General features: G+C 71.5%; 17 protein-coding genes. 9 read left to right on the top strand and 8 right to left on the bottom strand.

Annotated elements, in window-relative coordinates; all coding sequences use genetic code 11:
• Positions 1-17 precede the first annotated feature (17 nt).
• Positions 18-818 (top strand): site-2 protease family protein, encoded by an 801-nt coding sequence (locus OG207_RS29900; protein ID WP_329102597.1) that lies wholly within the window; start codon positions 18-20, stop codon positions 816-818.
• A gap of 129 nt (positions 819-947) precedes the next feature.
• Complete coding sequence (locus OG207_RS29895; protein WP_329102595.1) at positions 948-2,615, top strand: FG-GAP repeat domain-containing protein; 1,668 nt, start codon at positions 948-950, stop codon at positions 2,613-2,615.
• A 46-nt stretch (positions 2,616-2,661) separates the two neighbouring features.
• On the opposite strand, the gene OG207_RS29890 is transcribed toward OG207_RS29895, so the two are convergent.
• Together OG207_RS29890 and npdG are read right to left on the bottom strand one after the other, a co-directional pair.
• Complete coding sequence (locus OG207_RS29890; RefSeq protein WP_329102592.1) at positions 2,662-2,853, bottom strand: hypothetical protein; 192 nt, start codon at positions 2,851-2,853, stop codon at positions 2,662-2,664.
• 91 nt (positions 2,854-2,944) lie between these two features.
• The gene (npdG, locus tag OG207_RS29885; RefSeq protein WP_329102591.1) at positions 2,945-3,649 is read right to left on the bottom strand and encodes an NADPH-dependent F420 reductase; all 705 of its coding nucleotides are present in this window, start codon (positions 3,647-3,649) and stop codon (positions 2,945-2,947) included.
• 94 nt (positions 3,650-3,743) lie between these two features.
• Between npdG and OG207_RS29880 the strand changes: the two genes are divergently transcribed.
• Positions 3,744-4,355, top strand: a complete 612-nt coding sequence (locus OG207_RS29880; RefSeq protein WP_329102589.1) for a hypothetical protein — start codon at positions 3,744-3,746, stop codon at positions 4,353-4,355.
• Positions 4,356-4,370: 15 nt separating this feature from the next.
• Here OG207_RS29880 and OG207_RS29875 read toward each other — a convergent pair whose 3' ends face one another.
• The gene (locus OG207_RS29875) at positions 4,371-4,619 is read right to left on the bottom strand and encodes a hypothetical protein (protein ID WP_329102587.1); all 249 of its coding nucleotides are present in this window, start codon (positions 4,617-4,619) and stop codon (positions 4,371-4,373) included.
• 71 nt (positions 4,620-4,690) lie between these two features.
• Here OG207_RS29875 and map point away from each other — a divergent pair, with 71 nt between their 5' ends.
• Entirely contained in the window at positions 4,691-5,548 is an 858-nt protein-coding gene (map, locus tag OG207_RS29870; RefSeq protein WP_329102586.1) for a type I methionyl aminopeptidase, read from the top strand.
• Between the two features lie 96 nt (positions 5,549-5,644).
• On the opposite strand, the gene OG207_RS29865 is transcribed toward map, so the two are convergent.
• The 5 genes from OG207_RS29865 to OG207_RS29845 all read right to left on the bottom strand — a co-directional run bounded on the left by OG207_RS29865 (position 5,645) and on the right by OG207_RS29845 (position 10,444).
• Entirely contained in the window at positions 5,645-6,292 is a 648-nt protein-coding gene (locus OG207_RS29865; RefSeq protein ID WP_329102584.1) for a biliverdin-producing heme oxygenase, read from the bottom strand.
• 128 nt (positions 6,293-6,420) lie between these two features.
• Positions 6,421-6,747, bottom strand: a complete 327-nt coding sequence (locus OG207_RS29860; RefSeq protein ID WP_329102581.1) for a hypothetical protein — start codon at positions 6,745-6,747, stop codon at positions 6,421-6,423.
• 86 nt (positions 6,748-6,833) lie between these two features.
• Positions 6,834-7,499, bottom strand: coding sequence for a PhzF family phenazine biosynthesis protein (locus OG207_RS29855; RefSeq protein WP_329102579.1), 666 nt, complete (start codon positions 7,497-7,499; stop codon positions 6,834-6,836).
• 20 nt (positions 7,500-7,519) lie between these two features.
• Positions 7,520-8,974 (bottom strand): HtaA domain-containing protein, encoded by a 1,455-nt coding sequence (locus OG207_RS29850; RefSeq protein WP_329102578.1) that lies wholly within the window; start codon positions 8,972-8,974, stop codon positions 7,520-7,522.
• 51 nt (positions 8,975-9,025) lie between these two features.
• On the bottom strand, positions 9,026-10,444 hold the full coding sequence (locus tag OG207_RS29845; protein WP_329102577.1) for an HtaA domain-containing protein: 1,419 nt from the start codon (positions 10,442-10,444) through the stop codon (positions 9,026-9,028).
• A gap of 115 nt (positions 10,445-10,559) precedes the next feature.
• Between OG207_RS29845 and OG207_RS29840 the strand changes: the two genes are divergently transcribed.
• The 5 genes from OG207_RS29840 (at position 10,560) to efeB (ending at position 16,489) form a co-directional block, all read left to right on the top strand.
• On the top strand, positions 10,560-11,573 hold the full coding sequence (locus OG207_RS29840) for a heme/hemin ABC transporter substrate-binding protein (RefSeq protein ID WP_329102576.1): 1,014 nt from the start codon (positions 10,560-10,562) through the stop codon (positions 11,571-11,573).
• Between the two features lie 253 nt (positions 11,574-11,826).
• Positions 11,827-12,888, top strand: a complete 1,062-nt coding sequence (locus OG207_RS29835) for a FecCD family ABC transporter permease (RefSeq protein ID WP_329107981.1) — start codon at positions 11,827-11,829, stop codon at positions 12,886-12,888.
• A gap of 8 nt (positions 12,889-12,896) precedes the next feature.
• Positions 12,897-13,736 carry a heme ABC transporter ATP-binding protein gene (locus tag OG207_RS29830; RefSeq protein WP_402696353.1) on the top strand — a complete coding sequence of 280 codons (840 nt, stop codon included), beginning with the start codon at positions 12,897-12,899 and terminating at the stop codon, positions 13,734-13,736.
• Positions 13,737-13,985: 249 nt separating this feature from the next.
• Positions 13,986-15,140 carry an iron uptake system protein EfeO gene (gene efeO, locus OG207_RS29825; RefSeq protein ID WP_329102572.1) on the top strand — a complete coding sequence of 385 codons (1,155 nt, stop codon included), beginning with the start codon at positions 13,986-13,988 and terminating at the stop codon, positions 15,138-15,140.
• Between the two features lie 32 nt (positions 15,141-15,172).
• Positions 15,173-16,489 (top strand): iron uptake transporter deferrochelatase/peroxidase subunit, encoded by a 1,317-nt coding sequence (efeB, locus tag OG207_RS29820; protein WP_329102570.1) that lies wholly within the window; start codon positions 15,173-15,175, stop codon positions 16,487-16,489.
• The last annotated feature ends 20 nt before the right edge of the window (positions 16,490-16,509 follow it).

Here is a 16,509-nt window from a genome sequence, read left to right as displayed (position 1 = left end):
CGGGATAGGTTGCCCGCATGGGTCATCAGGGCAGCCGCGGAGAGCGGCAGATCAGTTCGGTATTCCTCGGCATCTTCGCGATCATGGCCGTCACCGGCTGGGCGGTGTGGACGGGGTACGCGGCGAGCCCCGGACTGGCCGTTTTCCTCTTCGTGACGTCGGCGTGGATCGTCTCGCTGTGCCTGCACGAGTACGCGCACGCCCGCACCGCCCTGCACGGCGGTGACCTCACGGTGGGCGCCAAGGGCTACCTGACGCTGAATCCGCTCAAGTACACGCACGCACTGCTCAGCATCGTGCTGCCGGTGATCTTCGTGATCTTGGGCGGCATCGGCCTGCCCGGCGGCGCGGTGTTCATCGAGCGGAGCCGGATCCGGGGCCGCTGGAAGCACAGCCTCATCTCGGCGGCGGGCCCGCTGACCAACGTGGCCTTCGCCGCGGTGTGCACGGCCCCGTTCTGGCTGGACGCCCTCGACGGGGTGCCGCTGGCGTTCCGCTACGCGCTCGCCTTCCTCGCCATGCTGCAGGTCTCGGCAGCGATCTTGAACTTCCTGCCGGTACCGGGCCTGGACGGCTACGGGGTCATCGAGCCCTGGCTGTCGTACCGGGTGCGCCGCGAGATGGAGCCGCTGGCACAGTTCGGCCTGCTGGCCGTGTTCGCGCTGCTGTGGATCCCGGGGGTCAACGCGTTCTTCTTCGGCGCGGTGGACGGCCTGATGTCTGCACTCGGTGTGACGGACCTGGAGACGTACTGCGGCCGCGACCTCTACAGCTTCTGGCGGGACTCCGACGGCTACTGCGCCGTCCCGCAGGACTGACCCGGCCGACCCGGCCCGGCCCGAGTCGCCCGTCCGCTGAAATGTCAGTGCGAGCCGCTATCCCTTTCGGAAAGACTGCGACCGATCCGACCGATCAACAGCATTAATCCCAGGGGGGATTTCGCACACATGACATCCAGAATGCCCTTGCGCGCCCTGCCCGCGGCGGCCCTGTCGCTGGCGCTCGGCCTGGCCGCCGCCGCGCCGGCCTCGGCCGCCGCCGACCCGGCGGCCCCCAAGGTCACGGCGCCCCTCACCAGCCCGGCCCCCGGGTTCGCCGGCGAGGAGCAGTACTCCGACTGCTACACCGACCCGTACGCGGGGTCCGGAGCCGGCTGGATCGGCCTGGACGACGTCACGACCAAGGTCACCGCCACCTCGGCGTCCCAGGCCCAGCTGCAGACGACGTTCCAGCTGTGGGACACCTCGTACGGGGGCGCGCGCACCGACGTCACGACCTCGTGGTCCACCTACCCCCAGGCCGCCACGGTCTTCTCCCGCGACCTGCTGAAGGACGGCGGCCAGTACGCATGGCGGGCCCGGGCCACCGACGGGAAGCTGACCAGCCCGTACACGGCCTGGTGCTACTTCCGCGTCGACCACACCCGGCCCACCGCCGAGGTCACCACGGACGAGACCCCCAAGAAGGTCGGCGAGGAGGCCACCTTCACCCTGAAGGGCACCGACGGCGGCTCGGGGATCGCCTGTGCCCGCTGGCAGACGAGCCCCACCTTCCCGGTCGGCTGGAGCTGCGCGGACGCGGCGACCGACTCGCGCGTCGTCCGGCTGACCGACGGTTCGGCCGACATCAAGGTCAAGCCCGCCACCTGGGGCAGCCAGGCGGTGTACCTACAGACGCGGGACAACGCGGGCAACCTCGGCGAGGCGCAGGCGTACTACTACGCGCAGCCCACCACCAAGCCCGCCGCCTTCGGCGACATCGACGCCGACGGGAAGCCGGACGTCCTCGTCCCGGACGCGGCGGGCAACCTCCGCAAGCCGGGCGCGAACCCGCTGGACCCCGCGAACGCCCGCCACCTGGCCGCCCCGGGCGACGGCGGGAGCTGGGCCGCTGTCCAGTACACCCACCGAGGTGCCTTGGGCGAGACTGCGGTCGACGACCTGCTGGCCCATGCCCCCGGTGGGGAGTACGTCTACCGGTTCAACAACGACGGTGCGGGCCACTTCACGGACCAGGCCCCGATCCACTTGGGCAAGCCCGCCAAGTGCCTGAACCCGGCAGGTTCCGTCATCGACTGCGCTCAGCACGGGTTCGGTGCGGACTGGTCGAAGGTCACGCAGATCGCCGCGTACGGATCGCCCACCGGCGACAGCGCGGTCGACGGCCTCCTGCCCCGCAGCTCCCTGCTGTTCGTCGAGAACGGCCGGCTGTGGCTCGCGAAGTTCGGCGGCATCCGACTGCGGACGGCCGTGCTCCTCTCCGCCGACGACACCTCCTGGGCCGGCTACGACCTGCTCGCCCCGGGCCGGGCGCAGGGCACGGACTTCCCGACCCTGTGGGCCCGCTCCCGGGCGGACGGCACGATCCGCGCCTTCTCCATCAAGGGCACCGCGGACGCACCGGACTTCTCCGCCTTCGCGAACCCGGCCGCCGGTCCGGTCCTGTCCACGCTGACCCCGGCGGCGCACCCGCGCGTCGGCTCCGACGGCGACCTCACGGGCGACGGCCTGCCGGACCTGTGGTCCGCGGACGCCACCGGCAAGGTGACCGTCTTCCCGGGTACGGGCACGACCGCCCCGCACCCCACGGTCACCGGCTTCGGCCCGGCCGTCTGACGCACCGGACACCCCCGAGGGCGCCCGGGCGGTTCCCCGGGGGTGACTAGCCGACCTGGCGCGCGGCGGAAGCCTTCTCGGCCTTCGCCTTGCGCAGGTAGTACCAGGCCATGTTGGACGTGAGGCCGGCCAGCAGCACCCAGACGATCCCGAGGAAGCTGCCCTCGACGAAGGCGACGACGGCCGCCGCCACCGCACAGACGCAGACGACGATGGCGAAAACGGCAAGGCGGGGCATGGGAAGAGCTCCTCGGAAACACTGAACGGGGTCGAGCCCCTCCAGTGTCCCCCATGCCCCGCAGTGCTGCCGTAAGGGTGTCGGACCGGGGTCAGAGGTCCGTGACGCGCAGGCCCGCGTGGGCCTTGTAGCGGCGGTTGGTGGAGATCAGGTTGGCCACCAGGGACTCGACCTGGTGGGCGTTGCGCAGGCGGCCGGCGAAGACGCCGCGCATGCCGGGGATGCGTGCGGCCAGGGCCTGGACGATGTCCGTGTCGGCGCGGGCCTCGCCGAGGACCATCACGTCGGTGTCGATCTCGTCGATCGACTCGTCCTGGAGCAGGACGGCCGAGAGGTGGTGGAAGGCGGCGGTGACTCGGGAGTCCGGGAGCAGGGCGGCGGCCTGCTGGGCGGCGCTGCCCTCTTCGACCTGGAGGGCGTAGGCGCCCTGCTTGTCAAAGCCGAGCGGGTTGACGCAGTCCACCACGAGCTTGCCGGCGAGGTCCTCGCGCAGTGCTTCGAGGGTCTTGGCATGGCCCTCCCACGGCACCGCGATGATGACGATGTCGCTGCGGCGCGCGCACTCGGCGTTGTCCGCGCCTTCCACGCCCAGGCCCAGTTCGTCGGCCGCGGTCTGCGCGCGGTCGGCGGCTCGGGAGCCGATGATCACCTTCTGGCCGGCCCTGGCGAGTCGGTAGGCCAGCCCCCGGCCCTGGTCGCCGGTGCCGCCGAGGACGCCGACGACGAGGCCGGAAACGTCCGGCAGCTCCCATGGGTCCTTGACCGGCGGCTTCTGCGTGTTGTCTGAGGAAGTCATGGGGGCGAGGGTACTGCCGGGTAGCCCACAGTCGAAGGGTGACGAAGGGGAAGGAACCGCTCCCCGTGTCGCCCTCATGGTGCAGGATGCCGATATGGACGCCGTGAGGGTCGCGCTGCTGCGCGAGGTGCTCGCCGGTACGCAGTGGCCGGGGGACGCGCGCCGCTTCGCCGGTTCGATGCGCCGGTCCGTCGTACCGGCCGGCGGTCACCTGTTGTTGGTGGGGACCGAGGGCTACGAGCCCTGGCACCTGGCGGCGCACCTGGTGGACGAAGCCGCCTGGTCGGGTCTGCCGGAGCTGGCGCCCACCCTCGTACGCCACCACGTGCGGCCCGGGGAGCCGCCGCACCTGTCGGTGGGGCTGGGCCGGTTGGCGGCGGCCCGGCGCGGGCACACGCTGCTGGTGGTGGCGCCCGGAGCACCGGGTGAGGGGCTGCTGGAGCGCGTCCACGACGTGCGGCGCGCGGGGGCGACCGTCCTGTCCCTGGACGGCGGGGACCCGGACCTGGGCGCGCTCGCCCACGACGCGCTGTCGGTACCGGCGCCGGCGTCGGACGACGGGATGGACCTGGACACCGTGCAGCACCTGGTCAGCGCGGCGGCCGGGGAGAACACCGTGCCGGTGCGGCGCGGACCGCGCCGCTTCAGGGACCGGCTGGCGCGGCTGGCCGACCACCTGACCGCGCCGCCGCCCAGCCGCTGGTGATCCGAAAGGGACGGCCTACGCCCCGCCCGTGCCGGCGGCGCCCTCTTCGTCCTCGCGGGTCCGGTCGTTCCACTTGGGGTCGTTCTGCCATTCGAGGTTGCGTTCCTGCGCCGTCTCCATGGCGTGGTTCGCCTCCTCCGGGGTGCCGTAGGGCCCGAACCGGTCCTTGGCCGGGCAGTCGGGGCCTTCCTCGACCTTCTTGTGGACCAGGCAGTAGTACCACTCGCCGGGTTTGCCCACCTGACGCTTCTTGAACAGGGCCATCCTCGTCGGGCTCCTCTCGTACCGCTCTATCCCGCCATGCTGCCCCATCCTCGCTGGATACACTCGTTCGCATGTCTGGCCAGTCGCTGCTCGTACCAGGCGAGCTCTCCCCCGTCCGTTCCGTTCCCGGAAACATCCGTCGGCCCGAGTACGTGGGCAAGCCCGCACCGACTCCGTACACCGGACCGGAGGTGCAGACGGCCGAGACCATCGAGGCCATGCGCATCGCCGGTCGGATCGCCGCCCAGGCGATGGAAGAGGCCGCGAAGCTGATCGCGCCGGGGGTGACCACCGACGAGCTCGACAAGGTCGCCCACGCATACATGTGTGACCACGGGGCCTACCCGTCGACGCTCGGCTACCGGGGCTTCCCGAAGTCGCTGTGCTCCTCCGTGAACGAGGTCATCTGCCACGGCATCCCCGATTCCACCGTCCTGCGCGACGGCGACATCGTGAACCTCGACGTGACCGCGTACATCGGTGGCGTGCACGGCGACAACAACGCGACCTACCTGTGCGGAGAGGTGGACGAGGAGTCCCGGCTGCTGGTGGAGCGCACCCGGGAGGCACTGAACCGGGCCATCAAGGCCGTCAAGCCGGGCCGCCAGATCAACATCATCGGTCGGGTCATCGAGTCGTACGCGAAGCGTTTCGGCTACGGCGTGGTCCGGGACTTCACCGGCCACGGCATCAACTCGTCCTTCCACTCCGGCCTGATCGTCCCGCACTACGACAGCCCGCACGCCACCACCGTCATCGAGCCCGGCATGACCTTCACCATCGAGCCGATGCTGACGCTGGGCACCCACGAGTACGACATGTGGGAGGACGGCTGGACGGTCGTCACGAAGGACCGCAAGCGGACGGCGCAGTTCGAACACACGCTGGTGGTCACGGACTCCGGCGCGGAGATCCTGACCCTCCCCTAGCGTTCGGCGGTCCCTCCGTGACCGCGACCGCGACCGCGATCGGGCCCGGTGCACCTGTGCACCGGGCCCGGCCCTGTTTCCGCGGGCTCCCGGGGGTCACGCGCTGAGCGGGAACTCCTCGCCCAGCTCCCGGAAGACCGCACCGTTGAAGTCGAAGGCGCGCTTGCACTCGTCGATGATGCGCTGCTTCTCCAGGTCGTCCGCCGCGATGGCGTCCAGCAGCTCGCGGTAGGTCCGCTTGAAGGCCGCCGGGTTGGAGATGTCCGCGAAGACGTAGAACCGGACGCCGTCGCCCTTGCGTTCGAAGCCCCAGGTGCGCTCCGCCTTGTCGCGGATGATCTGGCCGCCGGAGAGGTCGCCCAGGTAGCGGGTGTAGTGGTGGGCGACGTAGCCGCCCGGCCACTCGGCCGCGCACCAGGCCACCCGGTCGGCGTACGCACGCGTCGCGGGCAGGGGCACCACGTTCTCGCGCCAGTCCGGACCCACCAGGTGGGCGAGGTCGCGCTCGATCTCGGCGACGCGCATGAGCTCGGGCTGGATGAACGGGCCCGCCACCGGGTCGTCCTTGAGGGATTCGGCCGCGTCCTCCAGGGCCCGGTACACGAACCACAACTGCTCGGTGTAGCGCGTGTACGCGTCCACGCCGAGTCGTCCACCCAGCAGATCGCTCATGAAGGTCGACGTCTCGGCCTCGGTGTGCTGCTCGTGCGAGGCGACGCGGATGACCGTAGAGAAGGCGTCCAAGGCGGACCTCCAGGAAGAGGAAACAGGCGTGACGGCATCGCCGCCACGCCCGATCCTCCTACTTAGGTTTGCCTAAGTCAATGAGTTCCCGACGTCTTGTCGGTAAAAAATCCGGTCCTGCGCCCGGCTCAGCCGCCCGAGAAAGCCCAGAGCGTGAGCACCCCGACGAGGAACACGTGGGGGTAGAAGAAGGCCAGCAGGCAGCCGATGCTCCCCAGCGCGAGACGCCGCGTGCGCTGCGCGTCGGTCCGGGGCGGGATCCAGGTGAAGGCCACCATCGCCAGCGGCACGGCGTAGAAGAGCGCGAAGACTCCGGGCGGGAAGCCGGGCAGGTAGGAACTCGCCCGGCCGCACCAGGCGGCCACCGGGGCCAGCACGGTGAAGAGCGCGGCCACCGGCAGCCACCGCTGCCGCTGCCGCTCGTCGGGGCGGGGGGTCACCGAAGTCTTCGTCATGGCGCCATTGCACCGCGCCGACCGGCGGCCCCGTCAGCGCCGACGTACTCATTTCCCCCTGCGCGGGGTACTCAGGGTGGGGGGGCTCAGATCCCGTCCGGGGTCGGGGCGAAGCGGACCCGACCGCCGATCTCCACGGTGCCGTCCGGGCCGGGAGCGGTGAGGATCTGGGAGCCGGCGCCCTGGGTGATGTTCAGGGCGCGGTTCAGCTGGGCCGTCAGCAGGATCGCCGCCGAACCGGTGGCCTCGTCCTCGGTGATGATCCCGTCGGGGCGGCGCGGAAAGCCCCGGGCGCGCACGCGGCCCGCGGCCTCGTCCTCCCAGGCCCAGGCGTACAACCAGCCCTCGCCGGGCGGCGGGGCGGGCAGCGCCTCGACCTCGGCGACGGATCCGAACTGTTCGGTGCGCTTGCCCTCGACCCACTCGGGGCGGGCCGTGATCCAGGTGAACTCCCCGTCGTCCCGGGCCCATACGGATCCGGCGGGCGGCTGGAGCTCTTCGATGTCCAGCAGCCACGCGGCCCCGACCAGCGGATGTCCCGCGAAGGACATGCGCGTGCCGGGGGTGCGGATGTCGACGACCCCGCGCTCGGGGTCGTCGACGAACACCGTTTCGCTGTAGCCGAGTTCGGCGGCCAGGGCCTGCCGCGACGCATCGTCGGGGCAGGTCCGGCCGTCGCGTACGACACCGAGCAGGTTGCCGAACCGGCCGTCGCCCGCGCAGAAGACCTTCAACACGTCGAGATCGTTCACGCGGGAAATTGAAGCACGGCTCAGACCTGGGCCGTACGGCGCCTGCGCGCGAAGTACACCGCGCCCGCGCCGGCCGCGATCACCACGCCGGAGGTGGTGAGCAGGGCCCCGGTCGGGATCTCGGCGCCGGTGTTGGCGAGGTTGCCGCCGACGGTGGAGGAGCCGCCGCCCACGGTGCCGCCCGTACCACCGGTCGTACCGCCCGTGGTTCCACCGGTCGTACCGCCCGTGGTTCCACCGTTCGAACCGCCCGTGGTGCCGCCGGTGGTGCCGCCGGTCGAGCCGCCCGTCGTACCGCCGGTGCTCGGCAGGGTGGCGTCCTTGTCCACCGCCACGGCGAAGGTGAGCGGGTCGATCGCGTCGCCCGCCTTGTACATGGAGCCGGTGGTGTCATTGGCGAAGGCGGCCGCGCCCTCGGCGGTGAAGACCGCCGGGACCGCGTTCAGCGCCAGGACGCCGTCCTTGGTCTTGTAGTCGGTCTTCGACAGGTCGAGCGTGGCGAAGCGGAGGCCCGTCTTGGTGCCGGAGGCGTTCTTGACGTCCACGTAGAGGGTGCCGGTCTTGCCGGTGGCCTCGACGCGGGGGCTACCGAAGGTCATGTCGATGCCGTGGGCGACGTACTGGAAACGGAGGTTGCCCTGGAAGGAGGCGTTCAGCTTCTGCTTCTTGACGTCGAGGTCGCCCTTGCCGAAGGCGAAGTCGAAGGTGTCGCCGTTCTTTGCGGCGCCGCCGGCCGGAGTGATCGACCCCGCGCTCAGCACGTACTTGCGGAAGGACTCCTTCACGCCCCACGTCAGCTTGCCGCTGAGCACCTTCTGCACGTCGTCGGCCGGCGGGGTCGGGTTCTTGGTGGTGTTGTCCGGGCTGGGCTCGGGGTCGGGCTTCTTCTCCAGCTCCAGCTTCGCGGTGAGCGGGTCGCCCGGCTTGTCCTTGTAGCCCGGCGACCCGAGCGCGTCCGCGGCCTCCTGGGTGAGCGTGGTCGCCAGGCCGTTCATCGCCTGGCCGGCGAAGGCCACGGTGGCCATGGGCACGTCCTGGGTGGTCGTGCCGCCCTTGGTGACGTCCGCGGTGAGCTTCTTGGTGCCGGTGTCGATGCGAATGTCCGAGAGCTTGACCTCGAAGCCGTGGCCGGCCGGCGGGGCGGGCGAGGAGAAGGTGACGCTGCCCTTGAAGGCCGCCTTCACCACGTGCCCGTTGGCCGGCTCGTACGCGCCGGTGGGCTCGACGAAGCGCAGCGTGCCGTCCGCGTTCTGCTGGGCGCCGTCCGCGACGGTGATGGTGCCCTTGGCCATGCCGGTCACGTAGTTGCGGTAGCTCGCGAGCACGCCCCAGTCGAGGGTGCCACCGGTGATCTTCACCGGGTCGGTGGGCGGGCCGCCCGCAGCGGTGGCCGGCAGGGCGAAGGCGGTGGCGCCGAGCGCTGCGGCGGTCAGGACTGCGGCCGCGAGGGAATTCGGGCGTCGGATGGACGACATGGCTGGGAACTCCTGGAGGAACAGGGGAGGGGAAGAGGAAGGGGTGGGTGCCTACTGGGGCGCGTCGGTCGGCGTCGGCGGGGCCGCTGCCGTACGGCGCTTGCGCACGACCAGGAAGGTGGCGCCGCCGGCCAGGACCAGGACGGCCACGGCGAGGGCGACGAAGAGCCCGGTGTTCGAGGACTCCGCGGCCTTCGCGGCGGGGGCGGGGGCGGGCTCGGCGGACGGCGACGCGGCCGCGGGGGCGGGCGACGCCGTCGAGCCCAGGTCGGGCAGGGCGGGCAGTTGGGCGGTGGCGTCCAGGGCGACGGCGAGCGAGACCGGATCCATCTCGGTGCCGGCCTTGTACATGGAGTTGAAGGCTTGCGAGCCGCCCTCGGTGAGGGTGGCCGGGGCTTCGGTCAGGGTGGCCAGCTTGCCCTCGGTCTTCAGACCCTTGGCGTCGAACTCCACGAGCGGGACGGCGTTCTTCGTGGCGCCGCCGGCGGTCACGTCCGCGGACAGGACGCCCTTGCCGTTCTCCACCTTGACGCTCATCTTGCCGAGCGTGAGGTCCAGGTGGGCGCCGGTGAACTGGACCGTACCGGCGAAGGCCGCATCGAGGGTGCCTTTTTCGCCATCGTACGAGCCCTTGCCCTGCGGGAAGCGAAACAGCGCGCCGCCGTCCTGGGCGCCCTCGGCGAGGACCCACTTGCCCTGGCCGATCGAGCCGGTGACGTACTCGCGGAAGGTGCGGCGCACCCCCCAGTCGACGGCGGCGTCGGTGAAGGCACCCGCCGCCTGCGGGGTCTGCGCGGTGGCGGTCGGCTGCGCGGCCGTCGCCGTCGCGGTCGGCGCGGGCTCGGCGGCCGGGGCGGCCTTGACGTCGGCGGAGAGCGAGATCGGGTCGAGCTGGGTGCCGGCGCCGTAGTAGCCGGCGAAGGCCTTGGCGCCCTCCCCGGTAAGAGTGGTCGGGATGTTCGTGAGGGACAGCGGGCTGGCGCCGCCCTTCATGTGGATGCCGCCGACGCCCAGCGAAGCGAAGGCGACCTGCGACTGGTTGGTGACCACGCCGCTGTCCTTGGCCTTGCTGGAGACGTCCACGTACAGCGTGCCCTTGCCGCCGGAGATTTTGACGGTCGGGCGGCTGATGGTCATGTCCAGCTCGTAGACGCCGTCGGGCTTCTGGTGGCCCTGGAAGGTCACCCCGCCCGAGTAGGAGGCCTCGAAGGTTCCGGAGTCGGGGTCGTAGGAGCCGGCCGCGGAGTGGAAGCGGAAGAGGCTGCCGCCCACGGTGGCTGCGCCACTCTTCAGCTTGAAACTGCCTTTTGCCACCGGACCCGTGACATAACTCTGGAAAGACGATTTGATGCCCCAGTCGAGCCGACCCCCCTGTACGGTGCCCGCCCGGGCGGCGGTCGCCGGGAGCAGTGCCCCCAGCAGGGCCGCCAACAGGGCGACGGCGAACGTACGGACGGGTCTCGTGGGCATGAATGCCCCCTCCTCAGGTCTAGCGAGCAAGGTTAGGCTAACCTAAGCTAACCACGGCCGGATGAACACCCCCCGGTCTCCAGAACCTCAGTCGGACGATCAGGACGGTGCCTTCGTGCCTACGCCCGCCGCGTCACACCGCTTTCCCCGTCTCGCAGTTGCCGTGGCAGCACTGGCACTCGCGCTGACGGCCTGCGGAGGTACGGCCACCACCTCGGGCTCATCCGCCCCCGGCGCAGCCGCGGTCCCGGACCGGCTGGAACCGCTCCCGGCGCCACAGCCCGCCCTGCCCGTCACCGTGCCCTCGGCCGACGGCACCCAGGTCACGATCACGTCAGCGGACCGGGTCGTCCCGCTGAGCGGCAGCCTCAACGAGATCGTCCACACGCTGGGCCTCGGCAAGCAGGTCGTCGCCCGGGACATCACGGCCACCTTCGAACAGGCCGCCCAACTGCCGGTGGTGACGCGCGGTCACGACGTCTCCGCCGAGAGCGTCCTGTCGCTGCGCCCCACCCTCGTCATCGCGGAGACGACCAGCGGACCCGGAGAAGCGATTCAGCAGATCCGCGACGCCGGCGTCCCGCTCCTGGTCCTCGACCCCGCCAAGGGACTGGAGGACGTCCCGAAGCGCATCGACGCCGTGGCCGCCGCGCTCGGCGTCAAGGAGGCCGGCACGCAGCTGAACCAGCGCACCGCCGACCGGATCGCCACCGTGCGCAAGGACATCCCGGCCGCCTCCGGCAAGAAGCCCCGGGTGGCCTTCCTCTACCTGCGCGGCACCGCCTCCGTCTACCTGCTGGGCGGTTCGGACTCCGGCGCCGCCTCACTGCTGGAGGCGGCCGGCGCGGTCGACACCGGCAAGGACTCCGGACTCGGCAAGGACTTCACCCCGATCACCAGCGAGGCCCTGGCGGCCGCAGCGCCCGACGCGATCCTCGTCATGTCCAAGGGGCTCGAATCGGTCGGCGGCATCGACGGCCTGGTGAAGATCCCGGGCGTCGCCCAGACCCCGGCCGGCATGGACCGCCGGGTGGTCACGGTCGACGACGGCGTCCTCCTCAACTACGGCCCCCGCACCGACCAGGTCCTTGCCTCCCTGGTCACCCAGCTCTACAACAAGGGCGCCTGAAATGACCCTCCACGACCCGGAAGCAAGAACCGCTCCCAAAACCGACGGATCCGGGACTGCGTCGGCGCCACCCCTGCGCGGTTCCGACGGGGCCGGGAGCGTGTCGGGGCGATCCCCGCAGGGCGCCGAACGCACTGCCGCCGCGCTTTCCGACCCCTCGTCACGTTCGGCGCCCGAGGAGACGCCCCGGCGCGCGCCCGGCCCCGGCGGAACCCCCGCACCCGCCACCGCCGAGCCGACCCCGGCCGCCTCGGTGAAGGACAAGGCCAAGCTCCGCAACGGCAACGGCACCGGCAGGCCCGCCCTCCTCACCACCGCCCTCGTCGCGACCCTCGCCCTCCTCGCCCTGCTCTCCGCAGGCATCGGCGCCTACGACATCCCCCTCACGGACGTCCTCGCCTCCGTCCAGCACCACCTCGGCCTCGGTGGAGCCCCCCTCGACCGAGTCGGCGAGAGCGTGCTGTGGAACGTCCGCCTCCCCCGCGTCGTGCTCGCCCTGCTCGTCGGCGCCAGCCTCGGCTGCGCGGGCGCGCTCATGCAGGGCGTCTTCGGCAACCCCCTCGCCGAGCCCGGCGTCATCGGCATCTCGGCCGGCGCCGCCGTCGGCGCGGTCGCCGCCATCGGCCTCGGCCTCAGCTTCTTCGGCAACTGGACCATCACCGTCTGCGCGTTCATCGCGGGCCTGATCACCGTCAGCTCCGTCTACCTCCTCTCCCGCAACGGCGGGAAGACCGAGGTCGTCACCCTCATCCTCACCGGCATCGCCGTCAACGCCTTCGCCGGCGCCCTCATCGGCCTGTTCGTCTTCTTCGCGGACAGCGGCCAGGTCAACCAGATCACCTTCTGGCAGCTCGGCTCCCTCGCCCAGGCCACCTGGCCCAAGGTCCTCGCCGTCCTGCCCTGCGCCGTGGCCGGACTGCTGGTCGCCCCCTTCTACTCCCGCCGCCTCGACCTCCTCTCCCTCGGCGAACGCCCGGCCCGCCACCTCGGCATCGACGTGGAGCGGCTGCGCCTCTCCCTCATCCTGGTCGTCGCGCTGCTCACCGCCGCCGCCGTCGCCGTGGCCGGCGTCATCACCTTCATCGGCCTGCTCGTCCCGCACCTGCTGCGCATGGCCAACGGCCCCGGCCACCGCTTCCTGGTCCCCGGCAGCGCCCTCGCCGGCGCCGTCGTCCTGGTCGCGGGCGACCTGGCCGCCCGTACCCTCGCCCAGCCCGCCGAGCTGCCGCTCGGGGTGCTGACCGCCCTGCTCGGCAGCCCGTTCTTCTTCTGGTTGCTGCGCCGCACCCGCCGCAAGCAAGGAGGCTGGGCGTGACCAGCAAGCTGACCGGGTCACTGACCGGGCTGCTCACCCGCTCGCGCAAGACCGTCCCCGCCCGCCCCGCCCCGGGCGACGCGGTCGCCGAGGCCGTGGACCTGCACCTGCGGCTCGGGCAGCGCGAGGTCCTCGCCGGAATCGACCTGACCGCCCGCGCCGGCGAGGTGCTGGCGCTGGTCGGCCCGAACGGCGCCGGCAAGTCCACGCTGCTGGGCGCGCTCGCCGCCGACCTGCCCGCCGCTTCCGGGGTGATCCGGATCGACGGCCGCCCGGTGGGCGACTGGAGCGCCCCGGACCTCGCCCTGCGCCGCTCCGTACTACCCCAGTCCGCCGCACTGTCGTTCCCCTTCCCGGTGGAGGACGTCGTACGGATGGGCCGGGCGCCCTGGGCCGGCACTCCCCTCGCCGAGGCCGACGAGGAGGCGGTGGCCGTCGCCATGGCCGCCACCGAGGTCACGGACTTCGCCGCGCGTCCCTTCTCCGCCCTCTCCGGCGGCGAACGGGCCCGGGTCGCCCTGGCCCGCGTACTGGCCCAGCGGGCCCCCCTGCTGCTGCTCGACGAGCCGACCGCCGCCCTCGACCTGCGCCACCAGGAGCTCGTCCTGCGCATCTGCCGGGAGCGGGCGGCCGCCGGGGACGCGGTCGTCGTCGTCCTGCACGACCTGGGGCTGGCCGCCGCCTACGCGGACCGGGCCGCCGTCCTGCACGACGGGCGGATCGCCGCGGACGGCCCGCCGGCCGAGGTGTTCGAGGTCGGGCTGCTGAGCCGGGTCTACCGGCAGCCGGTGGAGGTCCTCCCGCACCCCCGTACCGGGGCCCCGCTGGTGGTTCCGGTACGGGCTTGACCCGCGGCTCGACCTCCGGCGCGGACCGGGGCCCGGACCGGGGCCGGACCTCCCTCTTGACTTCCGCTTGACCGCTCCATGGGGCTGCCGTGGAGGCCTCGTAACAGGGCCGTGTCCGGGACCCAAGCGTATGAGCTGAATCACGGTACGAGGGGGCATGGGTGAGGTAAGCCTCGGTTAAGTTAGGTCCGCCTCATCGGCCTTTCCTTCCTCGGGACGGCCCCTTCGTCCGACGCCAGGAGCCCCCATATGCGCCCCGCCCGCCTCACTGTCATCGCCGCGGCCTCCGTGGCGGCCGCACTGACCGCCGTCACCGGCTGCTCCCAGAAGAGCGACGCGGGCGGCGACGACGCGATCAAGGTGGCGGCGTCCGACAGCGCCTGCGACGTGTCGAAGACGGAGTTCCCGGCCGGCAAGGTGCAGATCGACGTCGAGAACAAGGGCTCCAAGGTCACCGAGGTCTACGTCCTCTTCCCGGACGCCCGCATCGTGACCGAGCGCGAGAACATCGGCCCCGGTACCAAGGCCTCCATCACCGCCGAGATCAAGGCGGGCGACTACGAGATCGTCTGCAAGCCCGGCATGAAGGGCGACGGCATCTCCAAGAAGGTCAAGGCCACCGGCAAGGGCGGTGCCGAGGAGAAGCGCAGCCCCGAGATGGACGCCGCGGTCGCCGCCTACCGTGCCTACGTGGTCACGCAGGCCGAGGAGACCCTCCCCAAGGCGCAGGCCTTCGCGGACGCGGTGAAGGCCGGTGACGTCGAGGGCGCGAAGAAGCTGTACGCCGCCTCGCGCATCGGCTGGGAGCGCACCGAGCCGGTCGCCGAGTCCTTCGGCGACATCGACCCGAAGGTGGACGTCCGCGAGGACGGCCTGGAGGCCGGCCAGGACCTGGAGAAGGACTGGACCGGCTGGCACCGCCTGGAGAAGGCCCTGTGGGTCGACAACAAGATCGGCGACCGGGAGAAGCAGCTCGCCGACACCCTGATCGCGGACCTGACCGACTGGCAGAAGAAGGTCGGCCAGGCGGAGATCACCCCGACCTCGATCGCCAACGGCGCCAAGGAGCTCCTCGACGAGGTCGCCACCGGCAAGGTCACCGGTGAGGAGGAGCGCTACTCGCACACCGACCTGGTCGACTTCAAGGCCAACGTCGAGGGTGCGCAGAAGGCGTTCGAGCTGCTCAAGCCGATCGCCGCGAAGAACGACCCGGAGCTGGTCAAGCAGCTCGACACCCAGTTCGCGGCCCTGAACACCCTTCTGGACAAGTACCGCGCCGACCAGGCCACCTACGAGTTCACCTCGTACGAGAAGGTCGGCGAGCCGGAGCGCAAGGAGCTCTCGGACGGCGTGAACGCGCTCGCCGAGCCGCTCTCCAAGCTCGCCGCCGCGGTCACCAAGTAACCGGCAGAGACGAAAGCAGGCGGGAGAGGACGATGACCGAGTCGGACTCGGCTGCGCAGCAGCCGCAGCAGCAGCAGCAGCAGTCTCAGCAGGACGGTGACGGTTCGGCGACGTCTTCCGCCGCGGCGCCCTCGCGGCGTGCGGTGCTGGGCTGGGGCGGGGCCGGGTTCGCGCTCGGCGCCGCCGCGGCCGGCGGTGCGGTGACGGCCTTCGGCGGCAGCTCGGACATGGTGTCGGCGGCGGCCTCCGGGGCGTCCGTGCCGTTCCACGGCGAACACCAGGCCGGTATCGCGAGCGCCGTGCAGGACCGCCTGCACTTCGCGGCCTTCGACGTGAAGACGAAGGACCGCGAGGAACTGATCAAGCTCCTCAAGGAGTGGACGGTGGCGGCCCGGCTGATGACGGCCGGTCTGCCGGTCGGCGAGGGCGGCTTCGGCGGCCTCCCGGAGGCCCCGCCGGACGACACGGGCGAGGCGCTGGGCCTGAAGGCCTCCCGGCTCACCCTGACCATCGGCTTCGGTCCGGGCCTGTTCGCCAAGGGCCGGTTCGGGCTGGAGGGCAAGCGCCCCGAGGCCTTGGTGGACCTGGAGCTGTTCCCCGGCGACAACCTGGACCCGGCCCGCTCCGGCGGCGACCTCTGCGTCCAGGCCTGCGCCGACGACCCGCAGGTCGCCGTGCACGCGATCCGTCAGCTGGCCCGCATCGGCTTCGGCCGCACCGCCATGCGCTGGTCGCAGCTCGGCTTCGGCAAGACCTCGTCGACGACGCCCGACGAGCAGACCCCGCGCAACATGATGGGCTTCAAGGACGGCACCCGGAACGTCTCCGGCACCGACAAGGCCGCCCTGGACAAGCACGTGTGGGTCGGCGCGGGCGACGGCAGCGACTGGCTGACCGGTGGCTCGTACCTGGTGGCGCGCCGGATCCGGATGAACATCGAGACCTGGGACCGCACCCCGCTCCAGGAGCAGGAGGACATCTTCGGCCGTGACAAGGGCGAGGGTGCCCCGGTCGGCAAGTCCAGGGAGCGCGACGAGCCGTTCCTGAAGGCGATGAAGCCGGAGGCGCACGTGCGCCTCGCGCACCCGGACACCAACAATGGTGCGACGATCCTGCGCCGCGGCTACTCCTTCACCGACGGCACGGACGGACTGGGCCGCCTGGACGCGGGCCTGTTCTTCCTCGCCTACCAGCGCGACATACGCAAGGGCTTCATCCCGATCCAGCGCAATCTAGCCAGGTCCGACGTCCTCAACGAATACATCCAGCACGTGGGTTCGGCCGTCTTCGCCGTCCCGCCGGGCGTCCGTGACAAGGACGACTGGTGGGGCCGGACGCTGTTCGCGTAAGTATCCGCCGGAGAGGAACA

It is taken from the genome of Streptomyces sp. NBC_01439 (genome assembly GCF_036227605.1).
GTDB lineage: Bacteria > Actinomycetota > Actinomycetes > Streptomycetales > Streptomycetaceae > Streptomyces.
The sequence above is the reverse complement of the archived record's forward strand: the minus strand, read 5'-3'. Positions and strand labels throughout refer to the sequence as shown.

What these genes read in the sequence shown, in the direction of transcription:
- OG207_RS29900 (WP_329102597.1), top strand. Translation starts at nt 18, where the DNA reads ATGGGTCATCAGGGCAGCCGCGGAGAGCGGCAGATCAGTTCGGTATTC.
- OG207_RS29895 (WP_329102595.1), top strand. Translation starts at nt 948, where the DNA reads ATGACATCCAGAATGCCCTTGCGCGCCCTGCCCGCGGCGGCCCTGTCG.
- OG207_RS29890 (WP_329102592.1), bottom strand. Translation starts at nt 2,853, where the DNA reads ATGCCCCGCCTTGCCGTTTTCGCCATCGTCGTCTGCGTCTGTGCGGTG.
- npdG (WP_329102591.1), bottom strand. Translation starts at nt 3,649, where the DNA reads ATGACTTCCTCAGACAACACGCAGAAGCCGCCGGTCAAGGACCCATGG.
- OG207_RS29880 (WP_329102589.1), top strand. Translation starts at nt 3,744, where the DNA reads ATGGACGCCGTGAGGGTCGCGCTGCTGCGCGAGGTGCTCGCCGGTACG.
- OG207_RS29875 (WP_329102587.1), bottom strand. Translation starts at nt 4,619, where the DNA reads ATGGCCCTGTTCAAGAAGCGTCAGGTGGGCAAACCCGGCGAGTGGTAC.
- map (WP_329102586.1), top strand. Translation starts at nt 4,691, where the DNA reads ATGTCTGGCCAGTCGCTGCTCGTACCAGGCGAGCTCTCCCCCGTCCGT.
- OG207_RS29860 (WP_329102581.1), bottom strand. Translation starts at nt 6,747, where the DNA reads ATGACGAAGACTTCGGTGACCCCCCGCCCCGACGAGCGGCAGCGGCAG.
- OG207_RS29850 (WP_329102578.1), bottom strand. Translation starts at nt 8,974, where the DNA reads ATGTCGTCCATCCGACGCCCGAATTCCCTCGCGGCCGCAGTCCTGACC.
- OG207_RS29845 (WP_329102577.1), bottom strand. Translation starts at nt 10,444, where the DNA reads ATGCCCACGAGACCCGTCCGTACGTTCGCCGTCGCCCTGTTGGCGGCC.
- efeO (WP_329102572.1), top strand. Translation starts at nt 13,986, where the DNA reads ATGCGCCCCGCCCGCCTCACTGTCATCGCCGCGGCCTCCGTGGCGGCC.
- efeB (WP_329102570.1), top strand. Translation starts at nt 15,173, where the DNA reads ATGACCGAGTCGGACTCGGCTGCGCAGCAGCCGCAGCAGCAGCAGCAG.